Source organism: Dactylosporangium maewongense, from assembly GCF_039531485.1.
Classification (GTDB): Bacteria; Actinomycetota; Actinomycetes; order Mycobacteriales; family Micromonosporaceae; genus Dactylosporangium; species Dactylosporangium maewongense.
This window is the reverse complement of the sequence record NZ_BAAAQD010000028.1, coordinates 16,718-43,396: the sequence shown is the minus strand read 5'-3', so window position 1 is coordinate 43,396 and position 26,679 is coordinate 16,718. Positions and strand designations below refer to the sequence as shown.

The 26,679-nt window shown below is 74.6% G+C and carries 19 protein-coding genes; 3 read left to right on the top strand and 16 right to left on the bottom strand.

What is annotated here, in order from left to right; all coding sequences use genetic code 11:
• Window positions 1–130 precede the first annotated feature (130 nt).
• From ABD332_RS47270 to ABD332_RS47230, 9 genes are all read right to left on the bottom strand, one after another.
• Window positions 131–577, bottom strand: a complete 447-nt coding sequence (locus tag ABD332_RS47270) for a hypothetical protein (RefSeq protein ID WP_344511432.1) — start codon at window positions 575–577, stop codon at window positions 131–133.
• On the bottom strand, window positions 574–1,941 hold the full coding sequence (locus ABD332_RS47265; RefSeq protein WP_344511430.1) for an O-antigen ligase family protein: 1,368 nt from the start codon (window positions 1,939–1,941) through the stop codon (window positions 574–576). The genes ABD332_RS47270 and ABD332_RS47265 overlap by 4 nt, the downstream gene beginning before the upstream one ends.
• A 104-nt stretch (window positions 1,942–2,045) precedes the next feature.
• Window positions 2,046–3,260 carry a hypothetical protein gene (locus ABD332_RS47260; RefSeq protein ID WP_344511428.1) on the bottom strand — a complete coding sequence of 405 codons (1,215 nt, stop codon included), beginning with the start codon at window positions 3,258–3,260 and terminating at the stop codon, window positions 2,046–2,048.
• Window positions 3,257–4,357 (bottom strand): hypothetical protein, encoded by a 1,101-nt coding sequence (locus ABD332_RS47255; RefSeq protein ID WP_344511426.1) that lies wholly within the window; start codon window positions 4,355–4,357, stop codon window positions 3,257–3,259. Before ABD332_RS47255 ends, ABD332_RS47260 begins: the two co-directional genes overlap by 4 nt.
• Window positions 4,357–6,417, bottom strand: a complete 2,061-nt coding sequence (locus ABD332_RS47250) for a TRAFAC clade GTPase domain-containing protein (RefSeq protein ID WP_344511424.1) — start codon at window positions 6,415–6,417, stop codon at window positions 4,357–4,359. The genes ABD332_RS47255 and ABD332_RS47250 overlap by 1 nt, the downstream gene beginning before the upstream one ends.
• Window positions 6,398–6,586, bottom strand: a complete 189-nt coding sequence (locus ABD332_RS47245) for a hypothetical protein (protein WP_344511422.1) — start codon at window positions 6,584–6,586, stop codon at window positions 6,398–6,400. Before ABD332_RS47245 ends, ABD332_RS47250 begins: the two co-directional genes overlap by 20 nt.
• Window positions 6,583–8,955 carry a hypothetical protein gene (locus tag ABD332_RS47240; RefSeq protein WP_344511420.1) on the bottom strand — a complete coding sequence of 791 codons (2,373 nt, stop codon included), beginning with the start codon at window positions 8,953–8,955 and terminating at the stop codon, window positions 6,583–6,585. Before ABD332_RS47240 ends, ABD332_RS47245 begins: the two co-directional genes overlap by 4 nt.
• A complete protein-coding gene (locus ABD332_RS47235) occupies window positions 8,952–12,119 on the bottom strand; it encodes a tubulin-like doman-containing protein (protein ID WP_344511418.1) in 3,168 nt (1,055 codons plus the stop codon). Before ABD332_RS47235 ends, ABD332_RS47240 begins: the two co-directional genes overlap by 4 nt.
• 29 nt (window positions 12,120–12,148) lie before the next feature.
• Window positions 12,149–14,371, bottom strand: coding sequence for a choice-of-anchor X domain-containing protein (locus ABD332_RS47230; protein WP_344511416.1), 2,223 nt, complete (start codon window positions 14,369–14,371; stop codon window positions 12,149–12,151).
• A 153-nt stretch (window positions 14,372–14,524) separates the two neighbouring features.
• Here ABD332_RS47230 and ABD332_RS47225 point away from each other — a divergent pair, with 153 nt between their 5' ends.
• On the top strand, window positions 14,525–14,791 hold the full coding sequence (locus tag ABD332_RS47225) for a hypothetical protein (protein ID WP_344511414.1): 267 nt from the start codon (window positions 14,525–14,527) through the stop codon (window positions 14,789–14,791).
• 85 nt (window positions 14,792–14,876) lie between these two features.
• Here the strand turns inward: ABD332_RS47225 and ABD332_RS47220 are convergent, their stop codons facing one another.
• The 3 genes from ABD332_RS47220 to ABD332_RS47210 all read right to left on the bottom strand — a co-directional run bounded on the left by ABD332_RS47220 (window position 14,877) and on the right by ABD332_RS47210 (window position 18,385).
• Window positions 14,877–15,518, bottom strand: coding sequence for a hypothetical protein (locus ABD332_RS47220; RefSeq protein ID WP_344511412.1), 642 nt, complete (start codon window positions 15,516–15,518; stop codon window positions 14,877–14,879).
• A gap of 16 nt (window positions 15,519–15,534) precedes the next feature.
• Window positions 15,535–17,220 carry a CHAT domain-containing protein gene (locus ABD332_RS47215; RefSeq protein WP_344511410.1) on the bottom strand — a complete coding sequence of 562 codons (1,686 nt, stop codon included), beginning with the start codon at window positions 17,218–17,220 and terminating at the stop codon, window positions 15,535–15,537.
• A 151-nt stretch (window positions 17,221–17,371) separates the two neighbouring features.
• Window positions 17,372–18,385, bottom strand: coding sequence for a hypothetical protein (locus tag ABD332_RS47210; protein WP_344511408.1), 1,014 nt, complete (start codon window positions 18,383–18,385; stop codon window positions 17,372–17,374).
• A 295-nt stretch (window positions 18,386–18,680) separates the two neighbouring features.
• Here ABD332_RS47210 and ABD332_RS47205 point away from each other — a divergent pair, with 295 nt between their 5' ends.
• Both ABD332_RS47205 and ABD332_RS47200 read left to right on the top strand, forming a co-directional pair.
• Entirely contained in the window at window positions 18,681–19,532 is an 852-nt protein-coding gene (locus ABD332_RS47205; RefSeq protein WP_344511406.1) for a hypothetical protein, read from the top strand.
• Between the two features lie 98 nt (window positions 19,533–19,630).
• A complete protein-coding gene (locus ABD332_RS47200; RefSeq protein ID WP_344511404.1) occupies window positions 19,631–20,227 on the top strand; it encodes a helix-turn-helix transcriptional regulator in 597 nt (198 codons plus the stop codon).
• A 72-nt stretch (window positions 20,228–20,299) separates the two neighbouring features.
• Here ABD332_RS47200 and ABD332_RS47195 read toward each other — a convergent pair whose 3' ends face one another.
• From ABD332_RS47195 to ABD332_RS47180, 4 genes are all read right to left on the bottom strand, one after another.
• Window positions 20,300–20,536, bottom strand: coding sequence for a hypothetical protein (locus tag ABD332_RS47195; protein WP_344511402.1), 237 nt, complete (start codon window positions 20,534–20,536; stop codon window positions 20,300–20,302).
• Between the two features lie 49 nt (window positions 20,537–20,585).
• A complete protein-coding gene (locus tag ABD332_RS47190) occupies window positions 20,586–23,135 on the bottom strand; it encodes a caspase family protein (protein WP_344511400.1) in 2,550 nt (849 codons plus the stop codon).
• Between the two features lie 152 nt (window positions 23,136–23,287).
• On the bottom strand, window positions 23,288–26,302 hold the full coding sequence (locus ABD332_RS47185) for a helix-turn-helix transcriptional regulator (RefSeq protein ID WP_344511398.1): 3,015 nt from the start codon (window positions 26,300–26,302) through the stop codon (window positions 23,288–23,290).
• 139 nt (window positions 26,303–26,441) lie between these two features.
• A complete protein-coding gene (locus ABD332_RS47180) occupies window positions 26,442–26,621 on the bottom strand; it encodes a hypothetical protein (protein WP_344511396.1) in 180 nt (59 codons plus the stop codon).
• Window positions 26,622–26,679: the final 58 nt, after the last annotated feature.

Below are 26,679 nucleotides of genomic sequence, written 5' to 3'. Positions count from 1 at the left end.
TCGACCGCAGGGTGTCGAGCAGGTCCCCCGTTACGTCCCTGCTCGACACCCCCGTCGTGTGGCGCCTCCCGGCCCGACCACCGCCGGGAAGCGCGGGCGCGCCGGCCCGGAAGCCGGCGCGCCCCCTGTATCAGGACTGGACGTTGACGATCTCGCGGCCCGTGTTGGCGTAGAAGTACTGGTAGCCGGGGCTGTGGACCTGGATCTCGCCGAGGGCGTACGCGTCGCCCACCTTGAACGGTGCCGGCGAGGCTGTCACCGGGACCTTGACCTTCTGGGTGTAGCCGGTGCAGGTGATCTCGGACGTGCGGTTCGAGCCACCGGTGGTGATGTTGCCGACGGCCTGGGTGACGCTGACGTAACCGGTGAAGAGCCAGCCGGCCGGGCAGCTGACGTTCAGGGTCACGACGGTGGCCGCGCCATTCGCCTTCAGCTGGGCCTGCTTGGCGATCTTCACCGTGCCGTGGCCCGGCGACTCGGACTGGAGGTTGACGGCCGCGCCGGCCGGGACGGCGAACGCGAGCACCCCGCCGACCGCGAGCGCGGCGACGCCGAGCTTGGACTTGGTGACCTTCATGATGTTTCCTCCCCGTTGGGTGGTGTTGCGGACTCTTCGCCGTGGGAGGGACCCGCGATGCCCACCAGGACACCGACGAGCAGCGGGACGACCGCCAGCTCCCACAGGAAGTCAAAGGCGCTGTGCAGCGCGAGCGCGGCGATGGCGGCGACCGCCCCGGCCCACAGCGGGATGGGCACGCCGGCACGCCTGCCGGCGCGGACGTGCAGGATCAGGGCCGCGACGAACGCGAGCAGCAGCACGAGGCCGATCGCGCCCAGGTCGACGAGCCACTGCAGGTATTCGTTGTGGACCCACCGGCTCACGACCAGCTGGCCGGTGTGGTCGATCCAGAAGTACCGCCCCTGCCCCGGGCCGCTGCCGGCCAGCGGGTGGGCGGCGACCAGGTCCAGCGCCGAGGACGTGGCCCCGGACCGCCCGCGGGAGGCGAGGGTCGCCCGCCGGGCGAGCAGCGCGTCGAGCCCCGCCACGTGCCGCAGGCCCAGCACCGCCGCGACCGCCAGCACCGCGCCGGCGCCCAGCAGCACGAAGGCGGGCAGCCGCGGCAGGACCAGCGCCACGACGGCGCCGGCGACCAGGCCGCCGACCGCGAGCAGCGGCCGCGGCGACGCGTCCGCCGGGAACGACGGGATGAGCGCCGCCAGGGCCACCCCCGCGCCCAGCAGGGCCGGGACGGCGTGCCGGAGCACGGTTCGTACACCGGAGGCGGCGGCGAGCACGACCAGCCCGGCGGCGAACGCGAGCGCACCCGCCCGGCTCAGCGTCGCGGCCAGCCCCACCTGCGTGAGATAGACGGCGCAGGGCCGCCACCAGACGTTTGGATCGTCGACCGCCAGCGCCAGCGCCAGCAGCGCGGCGGCCGCGAGGACCGCCGCCGCGGCGTTGGAGTAGGTCAGCGTGGACGCGGCGCGCCACATCGTCGACTCGACCAGCACCGACCAGCGCTCCAGCCGCCACGCGACACCGGCCCAGCCGGTCACCGCGACCAGCGTGCCGAGCCCGACCAGGCCCGACATGAGCCACTGCCGGGCGGCCGGGCCAGTCAGGCGCACCGCCGCGAGCGCCGCGACGAGCGTGGCCAGGCTCGCCGCGACCGCGGCCACGACCGGCAGCCCGCCGCTCACGACGCCCCGCAGCAGCGCCCACGCGACGACGGCACCGGCGGTGCCGAGGATCGCGACGAGCCCCGTGAGCAGGTCCCGCCGGGCGTGCAGCGCGAGGCCGAACGCGACCGCGGCCAGCACGGTCACCAGCGTCCTGCCCGGCAGGTAGAAGCCACCCTGAGCGACGACGCCGGCGGTCGCCGCGGCGACCAGAGCGATGTGAGACAGGACCGGATCCTGTTTGTGCACAAGCGTTTCCACCAGCACCACCCTTCCCCGTCAGGGTGCCCGTGGCGGAAACAGTATCGACGTCCGCGAAGATTCGCAGACCCCTATCCGATACAACCTTTTGGGCCGCCCAGGCGTTACAGGGCTCCGGCCGGCGGGCGCTGGGCGGCGGCGAACAGCAGGCCGAGCGCCGCGAACGTCACGACGAAGCTCGCCCCGTCGGCCGCGAACGGCAGCGTGGTGAGGGTCGGTGGGGCCGGCAGCCGGAGCACCCCGACCAGCAGCGGCGCGAGGAGCGACGCGAGGACCTGGCCGCCGAGCGCGACCGCCCACACCCGCTGGAACGCGTGCCGGTCCGGCAGCTCGGCGTCCGGGCGGGCGGCCCGCGTCGCCAGCAGCCCCACCTGCAGCGCGAACACCAGGACCAGCAGCGTCAGCACCAGTTCGCCGGCCCGCCCGCAGACGTCGGCCAGCGACACGGCCCCGGCCGTCTCCCGCGCGACCCCGACGAGATCCCGGGCGGGTGCCGGTTCCCTGACGGCGACCTTCCACGGGTCGAACAGCCACAGGACCGTCGTGACGGCCGCGACCGCGGCGACGCCGGTGCCGATCGGCCGGAGGGTCGCGGTCCACGACGACCGCCACAGCACCCGTCCCGCGCCGAACACCGCGCCGGCCGTGGCGCCGCACACGAGGGTCGCGGCGCCCGGGTCGCGGGTGAACGCGTAGACGGCCAGCGGCGGCACGGCGACGACGTGCGCCCTGACCGCCTCCCGCATGACCCGGTCCCGGCGCCACAGGCACCCGAGCACCACGGCGCCGGACACGGCCGCGGCGAGGACGGCCGCGGGGAGGGCCTGCCGCCAGTACAGGCGCGGCTCGAGCACGCCGTGCGGGGTCGCGACGACGGCGGCGACCGACCCGGCGAGCAGCACGCCGACCGTGGCGACCCAGAGCATCTGGTGCACCGGCCGGCGGGCGACCTCGTACGCCGCGAGGAACAGCAGCGCCGAGATCATGAAGACGACCCATTCGAGGCCGGGCACCACCGGCTCGCGGGCACTGAGCCGCAGCACGAAGCCGATCTGCGCGAGCAGCATCGCGACCAGCAGGAGCCCCCGCAGCTCGCCGGCGCCGGTGGCGGCCAGGCGGGCGGACCGGGCGGCGGTGATCAGGAACAGCCAGCCGCACAGGCCGACGCCCGCGAACGCCGCCCAGGCGACGCGCGGCAGGTCGGGGTCCCTGGCCGCCCACGCGAGGGTCAGCAGCAACGCGGCGAGCGCCTGCAGGCCGGCGCCGGCCGCGTCGCGGTACCAGTGCGGGTCCCGCAGCACCGCCCGGACGGCGCTCACTGCGCCGCCCCCAGATACATCAGGAGCAGCACGAACAGCGCCGACCCGATCGCCAGGCTGAGGACGAACACGGCGTACTCGCTCTCCTCGGTCCGCAGCACCGCCGGCTCCTTGGCCGGCCGCTCAGCCTGCCGGTGGGCATCCGGGGACCCGGACGGCACGCTCACCTGCTCCGGCATCGGCGGCTGCTGCGGTACTGGCTGCGGCACCGAACTCGGCACCGGATGCGGCACCGGCTGCGGTATCGAATGAGGCACCGCCTGCGGTATCGAATGGGGCACCGCCTGCGGCAGCGAGTGCGGCACCGGCGGCCGTCCGTTGTGGGCGGTGCGGTGCGGGACGGCGACGCGGTACAGCGCGTCGTCCACGACCCGCGCGGCATGGTCGCGCGCCAGCGGGTCGACGTATTCGGGCCGGTTGACGTCGATCCACGACAGGTCGTCGCCGCCGTAGCCGCGAGACGACGCCTCGGACGGGACGAACACGATGCGCGGCAGGTCGGTCCCGGCCACGCCCGCCTCCGCCGTCGAGAACGTCCACGGTGGACACTCGTCGGGCCGGAAGCAGTGCTGCGCGCCCCACAGCAGCGCCCGCCGGTACTGCTCGGGCGCCACCACCGCGAAGCGCCCCGCGGCGCCGTCGGTGAGGAGCCCGGCGACGAAGGTGACCAGCCGATCGTGGCACTCCTCGAGCGCGGCGAGGATCGTGGCGTCGTCGTCGCTCGCCGCCCGCCATCCCGGTGGCATCCCCGGAAACGGGCCCTCGCCGTCGATCCCCTCGACCGGCTCGGCGTCGGTGCGGACCCTGACCGCGTCGGCGAACGTGAGCAGCCGCGGCGGCCCGAGCAGGGCCCGGGTGCGGGTCGAGGCGCGGTGATGGCCGTCCCTGGCGGGCCAGCGGTGCAGCAGCGCCATGACGTCGTCGTACTGCAGGTAGCAGGTGCTGCCGGTGTCGTACTGGCCCTGCGGCAGCGACAGTCGCGGCAGCAGACGGTCGTACCAGAGCTCCTGCTCCGGCCTCGGCAGCGACGAGCGGGCGGTCATGAAGCCCTTCGCCTCCGACCACTGGAACAGCATCGTGTGCACCTGGCCGCTCACTACGCCCTCCTCGTCGTCCCGGCCGGCATCTCCGCACCCTGATGCAGCGTCCCGGCGGGCAGCACGTCCAGCTGCGCCAGCAGCGAGAGCAGCGGCTCCAGGCAGCGCTGCGGCCGGGCGCCACGCGGGAAGCGCCCACCGGAGTCGGCGCCGCCGCCGGTCGCCGAGGCGAAGTGCAGCGTGCAGTCGCGGAAGCGGGCGAACGGCGCGAGCAGTCCGGTGCGCCCCCGGCGGTGCAGGTACGCGTAGGCGTCCCGGCTCTCCTCGACGACCCGGTCCCAGTCCAGCGGCGGGACGGCCGTCGAGCGGGCGCGGATCCACCGGTCGACCGGCTCCTCGAAGCGGCCCAGGTCGCTCTTCGTCACGACGATCGCGGCGGGCATGTCGAGCCGGCCGTCGGGGCCCTGCCGGGTGGCGAGCCGGTCGATCACCGCGCCGAACGTCGCGTCGATCGTGTCCATCTCCGGGTCGGCGACGAACAGCAGCGCGTCGACGGCGGACAGGAACTGCGCCGCCCGGGTGCGCTGCTGCCGCGGCTGCAGGGTCTCCCCGGCGACGTCGAAGAACATGAGCGGCCGCGACCGGCCGTTGACGGTCACCACGACGCCGTCGGTGTACTCGACCTCGGCCACCGCGCCGGTGTGCGGGAGCATGGTGCCCTGGTCGTACAGCGGCGTGATGTGCTGCTCGCGGAAGCTGTCGTGCCCGGCCATGTCGACCGCGCCGGTCATGACGTTGAAGTTGGTCAGCCCGCCGGCGTCGATGTCGCGCACGATGCCGGCGAGCAGGTGCGTCTTGCCCGCGCCGGACCTGCCGATGACGGCGACGTTGATCGGCCTGCCGCTGCGCAGGTAGCCCACCGGCAGGTAGTGGTCGGGGCCGTCGCCGGCCCGGTTCGGGCAGCGCTGGATCGCGTGCAGCAGCAGCGACTCGCGCTGCGCCTCGGACAGGTCCGGCGTCAGCTCCAGCGCCCGGTACTTGCCGTCGACCCAGCGGCGCAGGTTCGTCCCGGTCCACTGCACGTCGTCCAGGCACAGGTAGCACCGCCGGGGCGGGTACTGCGCCTCGGGCGCGGCCTGCGCCGGCGGCCGCGACCGGAAGAACCCCCGCCGGGCCGGGCGGGCCTCCTCCAGCGCCGCGGCGGCGTGGGCCGCGCCGTGCCCGCCCGGCACACGGCCGGACCGCAGCTCCTCGTAGCGTCGGCGGCCGGCCGCCAGCCGGTCGTCGGGCTCGCCCGGGCGGCCGACCGGGGACGCGATCGACAGCCGCGCGAGCGCCTCGACGGCGGTCGGCCGGCGCGCGGCGACCGGCTCCAGCATGTCGCCGAGCAGCGCGCCGAACCGCGGCCCGAGGTCCTGCGGGCGGGGCGTGCCGTTCAGCGTCCCGGACACGATCCGCCCGAGCAGCACCCCGACGCTCCAGACGTCGTCGCGCGGGTCGGCGTTGCCTTCGCCGGTACGTTGCTCCGGTGGGCTCCACGGCCCTTCGCCGAGCGGCTCGCGGGGCTCCCCGGCGAGCGCCGCCCAGGAGAACCCGTCGAGGTAGGCGTGGTGCCGGTCCCAGCGCACGGTGTCGGGGCTGATCGCCCGGTGGACCACGCCGACCGCGTCGAGGCGGGCCAGGGCGGTGAGCACGTCCACGAGCACCCGGTCGATGTCCTCGTTGAGCAGCCGGCCGAGGTGGCCGGCCAGCGGCTCGCCGGGCACCGGCTGCCAGAGGACGAACGGCTCGTCCACGTCGACCTTGTAGCCGACGATGCGCGGCAGCAGCGGCCGCTGGTCCCGCTCGCCGAAGCGGCGGTGCAGGCGCAGGCCGGCGCAGATCTCACCGTCGAGGCGGCGCTCCCAGGCGTCGCGTTCGCCGGGTGTGCCGCTGCCGACCAGCCGGCGCTGCAGGACCTGGTATCCGCCGCCGGCGGCGAGGTAGCGGGTGCGGAACCGGAAGCCGCCGTTGTCGAACGGGCCGCCGGAGTCGCCCGGGTCGCTCAGGACCGGCCAGGAGACCTCGTCACCGGCAGGCGTGGTGAAGTCCAGGACCTCGTCACAGATCGCGCCGGACATCCCGGCCACCTCCGTCCTCGTCGGCGCGCCTGTCGCCCGCCGTGCCGTCCCGCTTGCCGGCAGGACCCGCCGGATGGATCAGGCCCTCGGCGGTCGACCACACGGCGTACAGGCCGATGAGCGTCAGTACGCCGGCCACAATCGCCTGCCACGTCCCCAGATCGGTCATGCGGTCGCCTCCAGCTGCTCGAACTCGACGCGGGCGCGCAGCGGCACCAGGTGCAGCATCCCGGCCGACGTGCCGGCGGTCGTCCAGACCAGCTCGGCGGGGCGCGGCCGGCGCCCGGGGTCCAGGCCGTCGACGGCGTCGGCGATCGCCTCCTTGGCGCTGCCGGGCGCGAACGCGACGACGACCGCGCCGGCCGGGTCCTTGCCGATCAGCTGCAGCTGGTCGTCGGCGCACAGCTGCTGCACCGGGCCGTCGTCCAGCGCCGCCCGGCGGAAGTCGTCCAGGCCGCGCCACCAGGTGAGGACGAGCTGGTCGCGGTCGCCGCGGGCGGGCCAGCGGGGCGGCGGGTGCTGGATGCCGTCGTGCCGCACGTAGCGGTCGTAGCCGGTGGCGAGGTCGCGGGCGTCCTGCGCGACCCGGTCGGGCACGCCGTCACGCTCGCCGCGCCTGATGTCGGCGGCGCCGCGCTCCACACAGTCGACGGTGAGGGTGACGAGGTCGTGCCGGACGAGCGCGTTGACCGCGCCGACGGTCGTCGCCGCCGTGTAGGGCGTCCCCTGCGGGCCGGCGTCCAGCGCCGATCCGTGCGCGAGCAGCTCGTCGCCGAGCGAGTCGAGCGTGCTGCCCAGCGTCCGCACGGCGTCGGAGGCGCGGGTACGGGCGTCGGTGAGCACCCATTCCACGGTCGCCTCGTCGTACACGTCGGTGAGCGCCCGCACGAGCCGGTCGGGCTGGCCGGCTGGCAGCCGCAGCCGCCACGCCGCGACCAGGCGGCTCCACCACAGCCCGGTCGCGACGACGGCGAGCAGCACGCCGGCTCCGGCGCAGGCCCAGGCGACCTGCGCCGGCACGGGCGGGTCGGCACCGGCACCGGCACCGAGGTCGTCGCCGAGGCCTCCGCTGAGCAGCAGCGCGGCGCCGACCGCGGGCAGCGCCGCGCTGATCACCAGTACCAGCGCGACCATGGCGACGTCGCGGACGGCGGCGCGGCGGACCAGCCCGATCCGGTTGCGCCGGCCGCGCAGCAGTGCGGCGCCGAGGACGAGCAGCGCCACCACGGCACCGCCGAGCCCGGCGGCGACGGTGCGGCCGAGCGGCGACCCGGCCGCCGGGACGAGCGCGAGCAGCGGCGCGAGCACCATCAGCAGCGGCACCAGGAGGCTGCCGAACCCGCCCGGCATAGCCGGGACGGAGCTCAGCTCCGCGAGGCGCTGGTCGGGGCAGGCCTGGTCGACGGACGGGACCCGGACCGCGCTGCCGGCCGGGCGCAGCGCGCTGGCGGTCTCGAAGATCTCGGTGACGAGCTGCCGCAGCGGCCGGCCCATCCCGATCCCGCCGAGGGTCGTGCGCAGGACCTGGTCGACCGCGGCCGGCTGGTCGGTGGCCGGCCCGCCGGGCGGCGGCGGCAGCGTGACCCCCTCGGCCCGCAGCTTGGCCCGGCGCTGCTCGTCGGGGCCGGCGTCGCCGGTGAGCAGCAGCCGCCGCAGCGCCTCGCGGTAGGTGTGCAGCGTCTCCGCGGACCGGCGGAACAGGCCCGGGATCCCGGGCCCGCGCTGCGGCAGCAGCGGCTGCCAGGGGCGGCCGGCGGTGGCGAGGGCCGCGCCGAGCGCCCGCGCGGCCCGTTCGGCGTCGCCGCGGGCGTGCCCGAACTCGCCGGTGGGCTGGGTCGGGTCCGGGTGCCCGAACCGGCGGGCCAGCTCGCCGCCGAGGGCCACCGGATCCTGGCCGCCCGGCTGGGCCGGGATGACCCGGTCGCCGCCGGTGACGATCGCCTCGACGGCCCGCCGCTGGGCGGCCACGAGCACGTCGCCGGCGACGCGGTTGGACACCACCCGCACCCCGGGGACGGCGACCCGCGACGGCATGGCGGCCGCGCGGGCGGCCACCTCGTCGAAGAGCTCCTTCGCGGTCAGCGCCTCGAGGAGGTCGTCGAGGTGGTTGTACCCGGCGCCGGCCGGGACGAGGACGACGACCGGCGCGGGCCCTTCGCCGGGGTTCCAGGTGATGCCGTGCTCGTCGCCGACCCACAGGACGGTCGTGACCTCGTTGCGCAGGATCGTCGGCAGCCGGACCGGCACGCCCGACGCGTCGTCGGCCATCCCGACCGCGATGCACACGACGTGCCGCACGGCCCCGGCGTTGCGCACGACGGTCAGCGCGTCGCTGTGCGCGAGCAGGTCGACGGCCCGGTCGACGACGACGACCCGGCTCAGGTCGACCTCCCGGACGCCGCCGTCCAGCCCGGCGCCCCGCTGCCGCACGTACTCGTTGAAGGTGCGGCACGCGGCCAGCGCGGCGTACTCGGTGCGCAGGTCGACCAGGAGCGTCCGGCTCTCCGGTGCCTGCGTCGTCAGCGTCGTCGTGGTCATCGCTTCGTCATCCCGGGCATCGGGACGTGGCGGGTCAGCACGGTGTGCTCCAGCTCCTCGAACGTGTTGCCGCTCGGCGCGGTGCCGAGGAAGGTGCGGCGCCGGGCCGCGGAGAACGTGTCCCGCCAGAACCCGAGCAGCTGCTTGCAGTACGGCTGGGTGCCGGCGGGCAGCCGCTCCAGCATGTCCGTGAGGATCTTGATCTCGCGCTCGACGACGACGTCGACGACGTGCACGTAGAGCGGGTCCGGGTCCTCGATGATCGTGGCGAGGCCGTTCGGGGCGGTCTCCATGAGCTTCTCGCAGAAGTTCAGCCGGATCACGTTGCTGTCGGTGAGGGTCCATTCCTCGTACGCGCGCAGCAGGCTGCCCCACGAGGAGGCGGCGCCGAACGGCTGCAGGTCCAGGACCATCCCGGTGGAGGCGGGGGCGCCGCGGCGGGTGACGACCTGGATCCCGGCCGGCGAGTCCCGGTCGCCGCTGACGGTGATCTGCCCGTTCCACAGCGCGGCGAGGAACCGCTGGAGGATCTCCACGCGGTGCCGTTCGGTGGTGGCGAGCCAGTCCTGGTCGTACCCGAGCCGCTGCCGCCACGGGAGGTAGTGCTGCGGCTTCGGTGTCTTCGCCGCCTGGGACCAGTCGAGCAGGACCTGCCGCACCTCGGCGACCTCGGTGACGCCCATGCCGCCACGGGCGAACACGACCGTGATCAGCTCGGTGTTCACGGCGCGGAACTCGGGCGGCGCGACGTTGTGCCCGTGCGGCAGCTTCAGCGTCTCCCGCAGGAACCGCTCGACGTCGTCGTCGGGCGCGCCGGCCGGGTACACCACGAGCGTGTCCAGCTTCCCGGTGCCCTCGGGGACGAACGCGGCCGGGATCATGCCGGCGAGCGCCGAGACGAACCACTGCACGTCGTTGTGCGCGACGGCCGCCTCGTCACGGGTCGCGGCGGCGCGCAGCAGCTGGCTCATGTGCGGCAGCAGCGGCGCCTCCTCCTGCTGCTGCTCGCTGCCCCGCAGGATCTGCACCACCTGCTGCTTGAGCAGGCCGAGCAGGATCTGCAGGCCGTGCTCCGGGCCGCGGCCGGGGGTGAGGCTCTCGGTGAGCGCCGACCGCCAGCCGTCGGGGCCGAGGACCGCGGCGATGATCTCGCCCTCGGTCGCGTTCGGGCGGATCTTCTTGCCGGCGTACCGGTCGGCGAGCCTGCGCAGCATCCGGTCGTAGGTCAGCTCCAGCTCGGTCCGCAGCGGGAGCAGGAACGTGACGCCGACCCGCGACCGGTAGAGCTCGTCGGCGCGCCGGTTGTAGTCCTCCTCGCTCTTGCCGGCGTGGTTGGCGAGGGCGTCGACGAGCGCCCGCAGCTTCTGGCCGAACCGGTCGACCCGCGGGTGCCAGAGGGCGCGGTGGTCGTTCCAGGCGGCGTGCCAGCAGCGGTTGGTGCGGTAGCGGTACCAGGCGTTCTGGGTCTCGATGCTCTTGCGCACGGCGGGGTCGGCGACGGTCACCCGGATCACCCCGCCGAACCCGTTCTTGATCGCGGCGGGCTGGGGCGCCTGGATGCGCCAGTCCTGCGACGGCGGCTCGGGCTGCTGCCGGCGGTTCTCCATCACCCCTTCGACGCCCATCTTGTCGATCTGCTCGGCGAGGGCGGAGTCGCCGCAGAAGACCCGCTTCAGCCGCAGCAGGTCGATCTCGTTGAGGACGTGCAGCCCACCCTCGACCGGGTTGAAGTCCCGGGCGAGCTCCGGCGACCGCCGGGCGAGGGACTGGTCGAGCCCCGTCAGGCCCTCCTCCATCCGCTTGACCCGGGTGCGCAGCATGTTGACGATGTCGGTGGCGCCCCGCACCGCGGCCGGCTCGCGGAACGGCTGCTCCTCCCGCGCCCACACGGCGCCGACGCCGGAGGCGTTGAAGAAGTTGCGGATGTGGTCGAGGTTGGACTCGGCCCGCCCGGGCGGCGCCGGCAGCAGCTCCCGCACGCCCCTGGCCAGCATCCGGCCGGCGAACATGTCGGCGAGGTCGTCGAAGGGCACGGTCAGCGACCCGACCAGGCTGGTGGAGACGCTGCGCTGGCCGATGCCGGTCTTGGAGATCAGCTGCCGCTCGTGGCTGCCGTTGATGAACGTCGCGGCGAAGGACTGGTGGCCGTCGGTCCCGCCGAGGGCCTGCTTCGGCTGCTCCAGGCCGACCAGCGACAGGATCAGCGCGACGATCGAGCGGTGCAGGTCCTCCCGGTCGATGCCGGCGGTCTTGCTGAACAGGAACGCGGTCTGCGCCGCGCCCAGGCGCATCAGCACGTCGCCCTCGTTGGGGTAGGTCACGTGCAGGCCGCGGCTGACCAGCTCGGCGCTGAGCGCGCCGTGGTTGCGGTTGTCCTGGTTGAGGTCGTCGATGAGGCGGAACAGGTCCAGCAGCGACCGGCCGGCGTTGAGCGAGGCGGCCATCCCGCCGCCGCGGCCCTCGTCGAACGCCGACGGCATCAGCACCAGCGGGTAGATGTTCGCCTTGACGTTCGCGCGGGCGAACGCCGAGTCGATCAGGTGCAGGTAGTCGTAGAAGATGCCGGCGCCGGTGCCGCCCGCGACCGAGAACGCCACGAAGACGTCGACCGGCTGCAGCGCCGTCTCCAGGTCGCGGTTGAGCACCCGCAGGTCCGCGGCCGAGGTGTTGATCGCGCCGATCGCCTGCGTGATCGGGTGCCGGACCGCGTCGATGTTCTGGGAGACGGTCTCGAAGATCGCCGCCCGGCCCACCGTCGGCAGCTGCCCGGCGCCGAGCCCGAGCGGCACCACCATCGGCTCCCGCTCGGGGCCCGGCAGCCAGCTCTCCACGAAGTCCGGGGCCTGGATCCGCAGGTTCCGGGCGACCTGCGGGTAGCTCTCGAACGGCGGCAGCAGGTCGTACGCGTAGGAGGCGGTCTTGCTCGCCACGTCCGCGTAGGACTCGTTTGGCACCGAACGGCGGCGGAGCTGGCTGAGCTCCTCCTGGCTCAGGTCGGCGTAGATGAACTGCAGGCAGTGCGGCAGCTCGTACGGCTGCAGGTGCTGCAGGTTGTACTCGGGGCCACGCAGCCGCATGCCGTCGGCGCCGCACAGCTCCTCCCGGAGCCGGCGCTCCAGCTCCGCGCCGACCCGGCAACCGGTGCCGCCGAGGCCTACGAACATGACCGGGTGATAGATATGCATGGGGTCCCCTAGAGATATTCAGGCGCTCGGTTGGTGGGGCTGGTGTCTTCGTGCTGGGGCGGGTCGTAGTCCCGCTGCTTCGGGACCTGTCCCGAGTCCCGCACCGCGATCGAGTAGCCGCCGGGCAGGTGCTGCAGGTCGACCGCCGGGCCGTCGGTGAGGAGCTCGAGCGGCTTGCCGGCGCCGGGGTGCTCCAGCAGCACGCCGCTCTTGCCGCCGCGGCGCGCCGTGTAGGGGCCCTCGCCGGTGTTGGTGGACCGCAGGCCCGCCGGGTCGCGATGGTCCTGGGGCACGAGGATGTCGAAGTCGAACCGGTTCGAGCGGTGTTCGGGCTCGGGCCCCAGCACGCCTCCTTGCTGCTGGTTGCCGCGGTACAGCGCGAACTGCAGCCCCCTGACGTCCTGCCCCCGGACCCGCGCGACGAGCATCAGCGCGGCCTTGACGGCGGCGGCGGCCAGCAGGACCGCGGCGCCCACCAGCCACCAGAAGTACCGCTGCGGCCAGGACGGGCGCTCGGTGACGGTCACGCCGAGCGGAGTGTTCGTCAGCACGTCCCCGCTGGCGGCGTCGACGAGCTGCAGCACGCCGCCGGACGGGCCGACGGCGTCCTTCGCGAACGCCAGGCTGAACTTGAACTCGCTCTGCCCCGGTGCCGCCGCGGCCGTGGCCGGGGAGACCGACACCGACCCGCTCCGGTTGAGGTCCTTGACGAGCAGGCGGACCTCCTTCGGCGCGGTGCCGCGGTTGGTCACCCGCACGACCCCGGACCGGGTCGACCCCGCCTCCGCGGGAGCCCGGTCGAAGGCGATCTGCGCGTTGACGTCCGTCGGCTTGCCGGGCTCGAAGGTCTCGGAGTGCTCGTCGGCGGCGACGCCCGTGCCGCTGGCGACGCCGCGGACGGTGTACCGCCCGGAGGCGTTCGCCGGGAGCTGGAACGAGGCGCTGTAGATCGCGTCGCCGGCCTTGGCGTCCGCGTCCTTGCCGTCGTCGAGCAGCGCCACGCTCGTGTCGGCGCCGGCGCCGGTGAGCCGCGCCGAGAACGTCAGCCCCTCAAGGATCTTCGGGTCGGTGATCTCCAGCGAGCGGGTGTGCGGGCGCATGTACACGGTGAAGGCCTGCCCCGGCGCCGGGCTCGGCGGGTCGAGGACGAACACCGAGCGCAGCACGCCCTGCCACAGCGCGCTCGCGGTGACCAGCTGCTTGGACATCCCGCCGGGCGCGACGAGCTTGACGGCCCAGTCGCCCGGCTTCGGGTTGCGGATCCGCAGCGCCTCGACGGTGCCGCTGTTGCCGGCCAGCTCGAAGGTCGAGCCGTCGGCCTCGCCGCTGCTCGGCGCCTTCCGCCCGTCCGGGTCGGTGAAGGTGACCGACACGGCGGGGTCGGCCTTGTAGACGGTGATGGTGCCGTCGGTCGCGATGGCGGGGATCGGCACCTTCAGGGTGACCTCGCCGCCACCGTCCAGGGTCGTCGGCTCGGCGAACGAGCTGCCGCCGCACCGTGCGGTGGCGAACGCCTCCTGCATCGACTTGAGCAGCCGCGCGCCGCCGGAGTCCTGGACCAGCGTGGCCTTCGGCGTGACCTCCCGGCCGTCGCACTGCGCCCGGCCGCCGTTGGCGGCGAAGAACTCCAGCATGGTCTGGTCGATGTCGCCGCCGAAGCCGAGCGGCCACACCTGGACGCCGCGCTCCTTGGCCTTCGGCAGGACCTGCCGCCGCAGCAGGTCCTCGGCGTGCTGCTGCTGGGCGGTGTCGTTCGGCCCGTAGGAGGTGTCGCCGCGCACGTCGAGCCGGCCGTCGGTGAGCAGGAACAGCACCTTCGGCCGGTCGCTGCCGCCGAGGTCGGAGATGCCCTGGTTGAGCGCGGCGACGAAGTCGGTGTCGTCGCCGTCGCCGCCGGCGCGGAGGTTGATGTTCTGCTGGATGCACCGGCCCATCGCCTCGCGGTCGGCGGCGCCGGCCCCCGGCCGCAGCTCGCACCGCTGCGACTCGACGGCGGGCTTCGTGCCCCTGCTGGCGAAGCCGAAGACGATCACCCTCGACTGCGCCGACAGCTCGCCGAGCGCGATCGTGGTCGCGGCCGCCTTCTCCTGTATGACGGCTTCCGGGCGGAGACTTCCCGACTCGTCCACCGCCACGACGACGTCGATGGGCTTGACCTCGCCCTCTTCCGCGGCCGCCGGCCCCGCGCCTGCGAATACACCGGCACAGGCGGCCAGGGCGACAAGTGCCACCCGTGCAGATACGCCTCGCGTCACGGTTTGCCGTCCTCTCTGCGGTCGAACCCCGTTTCGCCGCATCCCTGACGGACAGCGCTTCCGGCAGCACGTCCCCGCGACCGGTCGCGGTCGCATGTCCGTCAGTCAGGACGGATGGAGGGCACCTCGATGGAGGGTTTTCTCGCCGGTACGGGCGGCGTGGAGCACCCGGCCGCGATGGACGGCGGCGTGCCGGGTGAGCCGTTACGGCTGGGGGTCGCCCTGGGCGTCGTCCTGGGGCTCGCCGTCGGGGGCGTCGGCCTCAAGGGCGCGGCGGCGGGACTCCACGGTCTCGGCCACCGCTTCGGCGTCCGCGCCCGACGCCACGGCGGCGTCACGCAGCGTGCCGAGCTCGGCCCGCAGGAGCTGGGCAAGCTGGTCGCGCTGCTGCGGTGACAGTTCCATGGCACACCGAGGTTAACAGCCACCGGCCCGGCGAGCAGAGCGCAGCGGCGAATGACGGGTCGCCGCGGCCGTCGGGTCAGGGCGGTGCATCCGGCCGGAGTGCCCCGGCGGTGCGGGTGGGGGCGAGGGCGGCGGCGAGCCGGGCGGCGTACGGGCCGGCCGCCCCCACGAACGCGGGCGCCGCCGAGGCGACAGTGGCGGCGGCGGGGTGACCGGCGGGCAGCAGCTCGGCCGCGGCCAGCAGGTGCCCGGCCGCGGTCACCCGGTCGGCGTCGCCGGCGCCTGGCTGCAGCCGGGCGCGCAGCAGGTGGGCCACCGCGAGGACGAGCCGGTCGACGCCCGCCGTGGCGGGGTCCGCTTCCTCGGCGCCGTAGACGATGGTGGTCGCCAGGCCCACCAGCTCGTCGACGGCACCTGCCGCGGGAGGCTCCATGGCCGCCCTGACCAGCACGGCGGCCAGCACGTGCAGCGCGCCCGGCCCGTCCGCGGCCCGGTCCGGGGCCTGGTCCGGGGCCTGGTCCAACGCTTGGTCTGGAGCTTGGTCTGGAGCTTGATCTGGGGCTTGATCTGGGGCTTGATCTGGGGCGCTTGCCGCCTCCGTGGCAAGGGCCGACACCGTGTCCAGCAGGACGAACCGCAGCGCGTCGAGGTCGAGCGGCGCGGCTGCCGGGGCGGCGAGCCGGGCGCGCAGGGTCGTGGTGTCCGTCGGGGTGTCCATCGCGCCGTCCGCCCCGTCACTGTCCACTGTGGACGAGTCCGGCCCAGGCCACGACCCGCGCCGGGTCAGCGCCGGCCAGCCGGCGGGTCAGCGCCTCCGGCATCGCCGGCGGGACCTCGCGCCGGGGGTCGAGCATCCACAGCTGCGCGCGGCGCAGCGCGTCCCACGCCGGGCGGCGCTCGACCATGAGGTGGTGGTGGAACATGTACACGAGGACGGAGGTGTCCTGTTCGGGGGCGCTCCACTGGGTGGACAGCACGGTGCGGACCCCGGCGGCGAGGAACGCGGCGCCGAGGCCGAACGCCGCGTCGTGGCCGCGCCCGGCGACGCCCGTGCGGCAGGCGGCCAGGACGACGAGGCCGATGGCCCGGTCAGGCACCTTCGCCAGCAGCGCCACGAGCTCCTCGGCGGTGAGCCGCCCGTCCGGGCCGGCGAGCACGAGGTGCGAGGTGGTGTCGCCGGCCGCCGGCTGGCTGACCCCGTGGCAGGCGAGGTGCAGCATCGCCCCGGCGCCGGGCCGGCCGCTGGTCAGCCAGTCGCGCACCTCGGCGGCGGTGCCGGCGCCCGACGTGCTGGTCGTGCCGTCGGGCCGGCGGCCGACGTAACGGGCGCCGGGGTAGAACGAGCGGTGGACGGCCTCGGCCCCGGTCCGCGCCGCGACCAGGTCGGTGGTCCCCTCGCCGGTCCGCGGGTCGGCGACGACGAGGCCGACGGGCAGGAGCGGCACCGCGGACGCCGCCGCCGAACGGCACAGCATCCGCGCCGAGACGGTCTGCGAAAACGCCACGAGCCGCACGGCGTGGGTCCCGTCGCCGCGCCGCGCAGCATGCCACGGCACCCGTGCGAGGTCGCCCACCGGCACGAGCACCACCCGCGGCGGCCGTCCACCGGCCGCCGGCGGCAGGGCCGGCAGGAACCGCTCCGCGAGCGGCCCGACGGCGGCCCCCCAGGCCCAGTCGCACAGCGCGTCGAGGCTCCCCGCGACGGCCTCGCCGCCTGGCGCGTCGCCGACCAGGTCCGGTGCGGAGACCGCGGCGAGCAGACGCTCGACGCCGACGTCGGGGACCAGGCCCGGCAGCACCATCAGGCTCGGCGGACCGGCGGCCGGCACCATGACCGCCCAGCCGGGCATCCGGTCGGTGCCGGGCACGAGGTAGACGAGCGCGTCGGTGTCCAGGGCCGCGAGGGCGGCGCGGATGTCGGGCAGTCCCGGCGGGTCGAGCAGGCCGGCGAGCGCGGGGTCGCCCCCGTCCCCGTCCCCGTCCCCGTCCCCGTCCCCGTCCCCGTCCCCGTCCCCGGACAGTGCGGCCCGAGCGGCGGTGCGCAGGTCGGCGGGGATGTCCCCGGCGCCGCCGGTGACCATCCGCCAGCGGGTGGCGAGTCCCGGCCGCCCGGCCCGGTCGAGCCGGGCGGCGACGTCGACGAACTCCGTAGCGGCGAAGAGCGCGAGCCCTCGCCCGACGTCGAGCGCCCGCACGGCCGCGGCGAGGTCGTCGCCCACGAGACAGCGACGGGCGATCTCCAGCACACTGCCGGCGGCGTCGCGGGCGGCCGCCCGGGCGGCGGCCGCGTCGCGCTGGAGCAGCACGTCCCAGGCACAGCGGCGCAGCCCCGCCGGCACAGCGCCGCGCGCAAGGGCGAACCCGGCGTCCAGCGGGTCGTGCATGCCGTCCTCCTCCATGAGTCCCGGCAGCCGTGTCATGCCGCCATCTCCACCACGCTCCACCACCCGACGAACCGGCCGCGCCGCCTTCGCCGCACACCGCTCGACGGCCGGGGTCAGCCGCGGGTGGAGGACGTGTTCCGGCGGCGGTGCGGCCGGTGTCCGGCCGCACCGCCGCGGGTGGGACGGATCATGCCTGGAGATCGATGCCGAGGATGTCCAGGACCGCCCTGGTGATGCGGGCCATCGCCGTCTCGTCGGCGAGCAGGAGCGTGATCCGCTCGGCGGGGTCCGCGCCGGCGCCGGGGACCAGGTCCAGGTCCTCGGCGCCACTGCCGGAGCGGAAGGTCAGGTCCAGGACGATGCCGACCGCCTCGACCGGATCCTGGCCGGCCCGGATCCGGCGGTCGATCGCCTGGACCGCGGCCGCCGCCAGGTCGGCGAGCCGGGCCTCGTCGTTGTCGTGGCGCTCGCTGAGGGCCAGGTGCGGCTGCTCGAACAGGGCGGCCGAGTCGGGGTCCGAGCGGGGCGATGGCGTCACAGGTGCCTGCTTTCTGCCGAGCGGTCGCTCGACGAAGTTCGCGTACCACGTCGTGCTCTGCCGCATCGCCGCGAGGACGGTCTCCACGTCCGCCGCGACCGCCCGCTCGCTGCCGAGCGGCTCCCCCGTGACCTTCGAGCGCAGCTCGGCCCACGCGCTCAGCGGCCAGAGGCCGGTGCCGGCGGTGGCCGAGACGCCGACCCAGACGAGGATCTCGATGGCCAGCGTCGTGTGCCACGGGTCGTGGTGCAGCGCCGTGGCGAGCCAGGCGGGCATCCGCGGACGCTGGAGCGCCCCGACGGCGCCCCGGCGGCGGCGGTGGCCGTCGACGGTCGCCGGGGTGAGCCGGCGGACGATCCAGCCTTCGAGGTTGTGGATCGGCACCTTCGCGTTGCGGAGGAGGTCCTCCATCACCGCCTCGACGTCGTCCTGGAACCGATCGAGGCAGTCGGGGCGCAGCCCGGCGATCGACGCGGCACACGTCGGATGTCCGCGCTGCAGCTCGAAGCGCCGGGTGTGCTGTTCGAAGACGAGCGGCCAGACGACGTCGTAGGCGCCGGCCGTGAGGGCGGTGTAGTCGTTGCTGCCGATGGTGTCGCTCGCCCGGTGTGCCAGCTCGCCGACGCGGGCGAGATCGCGCACCGTTTCCGTCGATTCGGGCACCTCAGAATCCTTTCGCCTGCTAATGCTGCAACAGTGCCCGAGCGCCCCCGCACCGGAAAAGACCATTACGCAAAAGATCCCACTACCCGCATCCAATGACGTTCCTTCGGCTTTCTGCCGTCCGTCGATCGGACGGGTCCCGGCACCCGATATCCCGACCCTTTCATTGGACAAGTACTGGCCAAGTTCTGCGCAATAGTGCGGACATTGAAGAGTGACGTGGTCTGAGCGCCGGAATGGGGGCTTACGCTGGCGCCCGTCGAATCTTCGCTGGAGCAGTTCGAGAGGGGGACCGGTGTCCGCAGAGGACGATCTCGTGCGCGAGCTGGTGCGGATCCGCCGAGGGTGGGGGCTGGACAGCCACGACCTGCGCGCCAGGGTCGGCGAGCGGCTGGCCGCGCTGTGCGGTGTCGAGCCGGCCGACAGCGACCGCGACGTCCGCGACCGGCTGCTCACCTGGCTGGGCTCGCACGTCGTGGACCTCCCTGCGGAGCTGGCCCGCACGACCGCGGTGGCGTTCGCGCTGGAGCGCGACGTCCAGCACCGGCACCTCACCCAGCGGGTCGAGTGGCTGGCCCGGGAGCAGTCGTGCGCGCCGCGGACGGTCCGCCGACGGATGGACCACGCGCTGCGCCTGGTCGTCCGGGCCGCCCTGAACCGGCGGGAGCACCGGGACGCGGCCGGCCGGCAGCTGCGCTCGCTGCGCGCCGTGCTGCACCTGGGCGACGGCACGCTCCAGCTGCACGAGGCGTGCGAGACCGTCGACGTCACCGCGCCCGCGGGCCGCCGTCCGGCGAGGCTGCCCGCCACGCACGAGTCGTGGCTGTCGCAGGGCAGGACCGGCTCGCACTACACGGTGGTGCCGCTGGTGCCCTGTGCGCGGTTCGAGGTCGAGGTGCGCCTGTCGCCCGGCACCCGCCTGCGCATCCACCGGCTGGAGGCGGCGCCCCCGGGCAGCGCCGGCGAGGAGCCCCCGGTTTTGGGGACCGCCGGCGACGCCGTACACGCGGAACAGGACGACCGGGACGGGCAGGACGGGCGCCGCGGGCTGCGGCTGGTCTTCGACGACCTGGTGCCCAGGCACGGCTACGGGCTGGTGTGGACCGGCGGCGACCATGTCCCGTCCCCCTCTCCCCCGATGGACTAGTCATCGCGTTCCGGCGCCTAGTCAACGTTGCCGATATCGATCGTCTCCGCAGGTCGAGAGGCTTCTTGCGTACCTCTCGAGCGACGAGGAGCACGCAGATGACGACCCTTCGACCGACCCTCGAACCGGAGCCGGAGCCTCTGCACGCGGTGCTGGCCCGGCTCGTGCACCACGTGCTGAACGGCCCCGTCGCGCCCACCACCCGGCGGCTGCTGCACACCGCGTCCGGCGGCGACCCCCAGCTGCTGCGGGCCCTGGTGACGAGCGCCCTCGCCGACGGCACCCTGGTGTGGCAGTCGGGGCGGTGGCGCTGGGCCCCGGACCTGTCGCAGGCGAGCCGGACGACCGGCCTGATCGAGGCCAGGGCGTTCACCATGAAGCCCGACCAGCTGGCCGCCCTGCGGACCCTCACCGCCACCGGCGCCGAGCCGTTCGCGGCCGTCACCCAGGCGCTGGGCGACCGCACCGACCCCGGCGACGCCACCGACGAGACCCGGCTGACCCGCCGCGAGCGGGAGGTCCTCACGATGCTCGGCAGCGGCCTGAGCACCAGGGGCATCGCCCAGCGGCTGTGCCTGTCGCAGCGGACCGTGGCCAAGCACCAGGAGAAGGTGTACCGCAAGCTGGGCACCTCCGACCGGCTGACCACCGTCCTGCGGGCGCAGCGGCTGGGCCTGCTGAAACCCGGTGCCTGAGCCGTCACGCAGGCAGGGCCCGGACGCCGCACCCGGCGTCCGGGCCTCGGGAGCGCAGCGGCTCCGGGAGCCTCAGGAGATCTCGCTCGGCCTGGTGTCGCGGTCCAGCTCGTCGCCGTCCACGACGACGACCTCGGCGACGCGGCCGTTGAGGTACACGGTGACCGGCCGCTCCTCCTTGTCCAGCAGGGCCAGCCGGGCCGTGGTGGCGCTCTCCATCGCGGACTGGACGTTCTGGACGACGGAGGTGAACTGGTCTGCGTGGATGCCGTACTCGTGCTGGCCGATGACGATCCGCTTGGTGCCCATGACGGTCTTCCTCTCAGAAGGTGGTGCGTTGCGATGGACGCCGGGCAGCTCAGGCGACTGCCTCGACGGTGAACGAGAACGAGAAGTCCTGCGCGCGGCGCAGGGTCCCGTCGGCCGGGTGCCGTCCCGCGCCGAACCCTTCGTGGGCCAGCAGGGAGGTCCGGTAGAGCCCGATGCTGTCGCCGACGGCCCGGCGCAGCAGCTTGTAGGCGACGTTGACGACGACGGCCCCGGCACCGATCGCGGCGACCGCCAGGGCCGCCTGCGGCGCGGCCAGGGCGAGGCCGGCCAGGGTCGTCGCCGCGCCCTGCACCTCGGGGTCGCCGAGCTCGGCGCGCATCATGTCGCTGAGCTCGAGACTTCCGGCCGAGTCGCGGGACACGAAGACCGCGATGTCGAGGAAGTCGGTCGCCGGCCCGTGGTAGACCAGCAGCTTGTCCAGCGGCAGCCGGTCGCCGTCGCGGACGTTGGCGAAGCGCTGGGTCTGCGCGGTGTAGACCGGCGTGCCCGGGTGCGATCCGCCGGTCAGGACCACGGCGTCGACCCGGACGTCGGCGCCGAACAGGGCCCGGTTGCGGTGCACGACCAGCTCGCCGAGGCGGACGGCCACCCGTTCGGGCGCCGCGCCGCGCGCGGTGAACGACGGCGTGAGCAGCCGCGCCGCCGGGTCCGGACGGTCGTCGATCGCAAAGGTGACCTCCTCGGCCACCGGTGCGGGCACCGGGCTCAGGTCGAAATCGATGAAGCGGACGGTGTACTGGATCTGCGGGCCGGACGACATCACCATGTCGCGCGTGCCCCCTACAGCGATCTGACGGACAAGCTGCTCCAGCGGCGACGGCCAGTGGCCCTTCCGGTTGGTGTACGCGGCGCCCTGCTCCAGCACGGACAGGTCCTGCGGGCGGTCCGACGCCACGACGACGAGGCTCTCCGGGCGCACCGCGCTCGGGTCCAGCCCGTCGGACCAGCCCAGCTGTACCCCCTCCAGCCGCCCCGTCATGTCGTCGAGGCCGAAGAGGTAGAACTGCCCCGGGTCGAGGCGGATGCCCGACGGGCTGAACCTGGTCTGCAGGGTGATCGCGCCGCCGACGCCGATGTCGACGAGCGCGACGTGGACCGTCCGCTCGCCGCTGTTGCCGATCCGGACGAAGACCCGCTCGTCGCGGTACAACACCTCGCCGGTGTGGCGCAGCGGCTGCTCGGCGCCGTCCACGACGCGGCCCCACTCCAGGCTGATCTGCGCGTCCAGGGCGAACCTGGGGTCGTCGTGCAGCTCACGCAGCCGGGCCGCGCGGGCGAGCCGCACCAGGTCGATCTTCACCAGGCCGGCCTGCGCGCCGCCGGCCGGGCGGGGCGGGTGCAGCGGGCCGACCCGGTCGCGCAGCGCCATGCCGCCGTCGCCGTCGAGGACGACGTCCGCGACGGTGGCCTCGCCCGGCTCCGCCGGTCGCAGCAGGGGCGTCGTGCCGACGGCCAGGCGGAGCTCATCGGCCCGCGGGTCGTCGGGGATCCCGACCGGCAGGCTCGGCTCGGACGAGCGGGTCTGGAACGCCCGCGCGCCGGGTGGCACGGCGGTCCAAGTGCCGGCGAAGGTCAGGTGGGCGTGCACCTCCAGGGACCCGACCCGGTCGACGACCGCCGTCCCGACCGCGTGCGCCGGGTCGGCCTCCACCGCCCCGGCCGGCATGACCGCGAACTCGTCGCCGAGCCGGATCCCGAGCAGCGGCGCGACCTGCAGCGAGATCCGCTCCGGGTTGGCGCCCGGCACGACCCGCAGCGCGCCGGCCGCGTCCGGGACCCGGGTGGAGAAGATCACCCGGTCGGCGGCGACCCCCTCGGCCTCGGGGCGCTGCGCCGGGGCGAGCGCGAGGACCTCCCGGCGCACCCGGTCCATCAGCGACGACCAGGTCACCGGCAGGTCGCCGGCGTCGCGCAGCGCCCGGACGAACGCGTCGGTGAACATGCCCGTCCGCACGCCGTGGGCGTTCGTGTACTCGTACGCGGCCTCCTCCGGCGCGCAGGCGACCAGCCGCACCGCGAGGTCGCTGCCCAGGATGTCCCTGGGGAGCCCGCCGAGGCGCTTGAACCTGTCGAGCTCCTCGGCGACGTGCTCCTCGGCCCACTCGTACGGGTAGTGCAGGGCCTTGACCCTGAAGTCGTCGCGCGACACCAGCGCGGAGTGGCACGCGTCGATCATGACCGCGACGTTGTCCGTCTTCCCGGTGAGCAGCGCGAGCAGGCTCGACAGGGTGGCCGCCGTGATGCCCCGGAAGTCGCCCTCGGTCGACTTCTCCAGGTCGTTCGGCACGATGAACTGCACCGAGGGCCGGCCCTGCCGCGACGGGTGCCGCTCGTCCGGCGGGGCGAGCAGCCGCCCGCCGTGCCCGCTGTAGTAGACGAAGACCGAGTCTCCGGTGCCGGTCTGGGCGATCAGCTGCTCGTAGGCGTCGAGGATCCCGGCCCGCGAGGCCGCTTCCCCGGTGCACCGTTGAATGGTGAATTCCCGCCGCGAGAGCGCGTCGGCCATCGCGTCGACGTCGTTTTCAACTCCGGCGAGCCCGTTGGTCTGCGCGCCGATCAGCAATGCCTTCCGCGCCACAACGCCCCCTCAGCAAGGTGGGTGAAGAAATCCACCCCGGACGTTATTGGCTGGGCGGTGCGGCAGTCACTAGCCGACGACTACGTTGGTTCACGTATTGCGCAGGACCGCCCTTGTGGGCAAGCGCTTCCGGTATCGGGCGACACCTACTCCTACGAATCGGCGAACAACTGGAGCCGTTGTGCCGCCATCGCGGCCATCTGCCGGTTCTCGACATCCGCTTTCCGAAGGATGCTGCCGACATGGACCGCCACGGTCCGCTCGGCGATACCCAGTCTCCTGGCGATCTTCCGGTTGGTTTCGCCGGCGGTCAGCAGCTCGAGCACCTCCATCTCCCGGCCGGTCAGCCCCCAGGGGACCGCCGGTCGCCGCTGCTGCGGAATGGCCGGCTGCGGCGGGGCGTCGGACGTCTCGGCCATTCGTACCGGGTCCAGCTCGACGCCGGCCGCCCCGGCCAGCTCCTCGACCGCCCGCATCAGCGGTTTCGCCGACAGCTCGCGGGCCAGCCCGTTCGCGTCGCCGGCCCAGCGGGTCACCGTCTCCTTCGGGCCGGTACGCACCGCCGCCTCGGCCGCGCGCCACAGGGCGTAGGCGCGGTGGTAGGGCCGCTCCAGCCGGGCCCAGCCGGCGGCGACCCGCTCCCACTGCCCGGCGGTGGCGGCGGATCGCGCACGGTCCAGCTCCGCCCGGCACTGCGCCGACAGGACGTCGACCTCCGACCCCGGCTCGGCCGGCCGGGCCCGGTCGAGCAGCGGCTCCAGCGCCGCCAGCCGCCCGGCGAGCGCCTCCTGGTGCCGTTGCCGCCCCTCGCTGCGCGGCACGTCGGCGGCCGCCCGCAGCGCGCTCGCCAGGAACCGCAGCAGCGACAGCACGTGCTCCGTGCCCTTGAGCAGGTCGATCCAGCGGTCGACGGCCTCGGCCGCGGCGTCGTGCTCCCGCTGCCAGAGCGCCAGCTCGATGAGGCAGCAGGCGAGCGGACTGAGGAACCGGGGGTCCGTGCCGGCGTCGGCGCGCAGGTCCCGGAGCAGCTCGGCGGCGCGGCCGAACCGGCCGCGGGCGACGTGGATCTCGGCGAGGGTGAGCCGCGGGTACCGGGTCTCCCGCACCGGCCGGTCGCGGATCGCGCCGGTCAGCAGCGACTCGGCCTCGTCCCACCGGCCGAGCATGACCAGCGTGGTGCTGACGTTGTTGGCCAGCACCCGGGTGCTCTTGGTCTGCAGCCCGGCCGCCTCGCAGCGGTCGAGCTCGTCCAGCGCGACCGCCGCCGACTCGGCCAGCCGGCCGGCGTGCTCCAGGGCGACGGTCAGGTTCCCGTAGGCCCGGTGCAGGTCCTCGAGCTGGCTGACCTCCTTGGCGATCGCGACGGCGGAGAGCAGGTCGGGGATGCCCTGGTCGGGCTCGTCGAGCAGGGTCAGCGCCACCCCGACGGCGTTGAGGGCGCGCCCCTCCTCGGCCCGGGCCCCCGCCTTGCGGGCGTGCCCGACGGCGGTGCGGGCCGCCGCCAGCCCGTCCCGGTAGTGCCCGGACTGCAGCTGGACGGTCGCGAGCGCGGCGAGCACGCGGGCCTTCGCCGCGCTGGGCGGCTCCAGCGGCAGGAGGGTGTCGGCCCGGCGGTAGGCGACCACCGACGCCTCGTTGTCGCCCTGCTCCCACAGGTACCGGCCGAGCCGCTCGTGCAGCTCGCCGGCGCGGACCGGCCGCTCGCCCGCGTCGACCCCGTCGATCGCGCGGCGCAGCAGCTGGAGGGCCTTGTCGAGGTCGCCGGCCCAGCGGGCGGCCTCGGCGGCGGAGGCGAGCAGCCGGTCCTCGGTCGTGCCGGCGACCGCGGCCGCGTCCGGGACCAGCTGCCAGAGCCGGTCCAGCACCCGCTCGTAGTGGCTCTGCGCGACCCGGAACGCCTGGCTGCGCTCGGCCTCCGCGGCCGCGGCGAGCGCCGCCCGCAGCGCCTGCGGCCAGCGGCGGGCCTCGAACCAGTGGTGGGCCAGTGTCGCGGCCGGGTTGCCCTCGGTGGCGAGCGACGGGTCGGCGGTGAGCGCCTCGGCGAGCAGGGTGTGCAGCTCGCGCAGGTGCCCGGGGCCGAGGTCGTCGAGGACCACCTGACGCAGCAGCGCGTGGCGGAAGTCGTACGTCAGCCGCTGCGGGTCCAGCTGCAGGATCTGCCGGTCGTCGCAGACCCGCAGCGCATTGTCGAGCACGCGGGGGCGCAGTTCGCAGACCGTCGCCAGCAGGTCGTAGCCGACGGGCTGGCCGGCCACGGCGTCGGCGTCGACGACGTTCCTGGCGTCCTCGCCGAGCGGGTGCAGCCGCGAGTGCAGCAGGTGCTCCAGCGAGTGCGGCAGCTGGCCCGCGGACGGGTCGGTGAGCCGGCCGTCGACGATGAGCTCCTCGGCGAAGAACGCGTTGCCGCCGGTGAGCCGGTGGTACTGCCGCACGACGGCCGGCTCGAGCTCCTCGGCGACGGACGCGCCGAGCAGCTCACCGAGCTCGGTCTCGGTGAAGGCGGGCAGCCTGATGTGCTCGACCCGAGCGCTGAACGTGGTCTCCGCCAGCAGCGCCATCAGCCGGCTGCCCTCGATCTCCCGGCCGGGCCGGTAGCTGAAGACGAACAGCACCCGCTCGTCCGTGCGGTACTGCACCAGGTACGACACCAGGTCGAGGGTCGACGGGTCCGCCCAGTGCAGGTCCTCGAAGACGAGGATGGTCGGGCCGTTCGCGCCGAGATGGTCGAGCATGCGCAGCACCGCGCCGAAGACCCGCATCTGCGACACGGGCTCGGCGGCGGCACCGGTCGCCGGTCCGCCGCCCGGCAGGCCGGCGATCAGCTTGGTCAGCTCGGTGTACGCCGGCCCGCCGTACTTCGTCACGTAGTCGTCGCCGTGCGCCCGCACGAGCCGCCGGATCGCGTCGACCAGCGGCGCGTAGGGCACGCCGACGCCGAGGTTGATGCACGCCCCCGACAGCACGTGCAGCCTGCCCGCCGGCCCCGCGGCGGCGACGGCCGCCGCGGTGAACTCGCTGATGAGCCGGCTCTTGCCGATGCCCGCCTCGCCGGCGATCAGGACGGTGCCGGTGCCGGCGGAACCGCCGGCGCCACGCAGGAGATGCCGGAGCCGGTCGAGCTCCGTGCGACGCCCGACGAACGCGCGGGCCGTCCGATCGCCTGCCATTGCGCCATCGTGCCTCCGCCACCGGCCGATGTCAGCCGGGCCTGTGCCGAGTTCCCCCTCCGACGCCGCACGTCGGACCGAAGCGGTGGCGCCCGGTAGCGACACGGACGGCAGAAGCCAGGAGAACGGAGGGTGGCGATCAACCCCTGTCGTCGTTGACGGCGCTGAGCCGCTCGGCGACGATCGTGCAGAGCTCGGCCGGGTCGGCCCCGGCCGCGACGGCGGCGCCCCAGGCGGCGGCGAGCTCGCCGGCGAGCAGCCCGGTCAGCCGGCACTGCGCGGTGCAGGGCAGGCCACCGTCGGTCTCGTAGTCACACATGTCGATCTCCGGTCGCTGCTTGTGCGCCAGGGCCGGGCGACCGGCCGAAGCTCGCTGT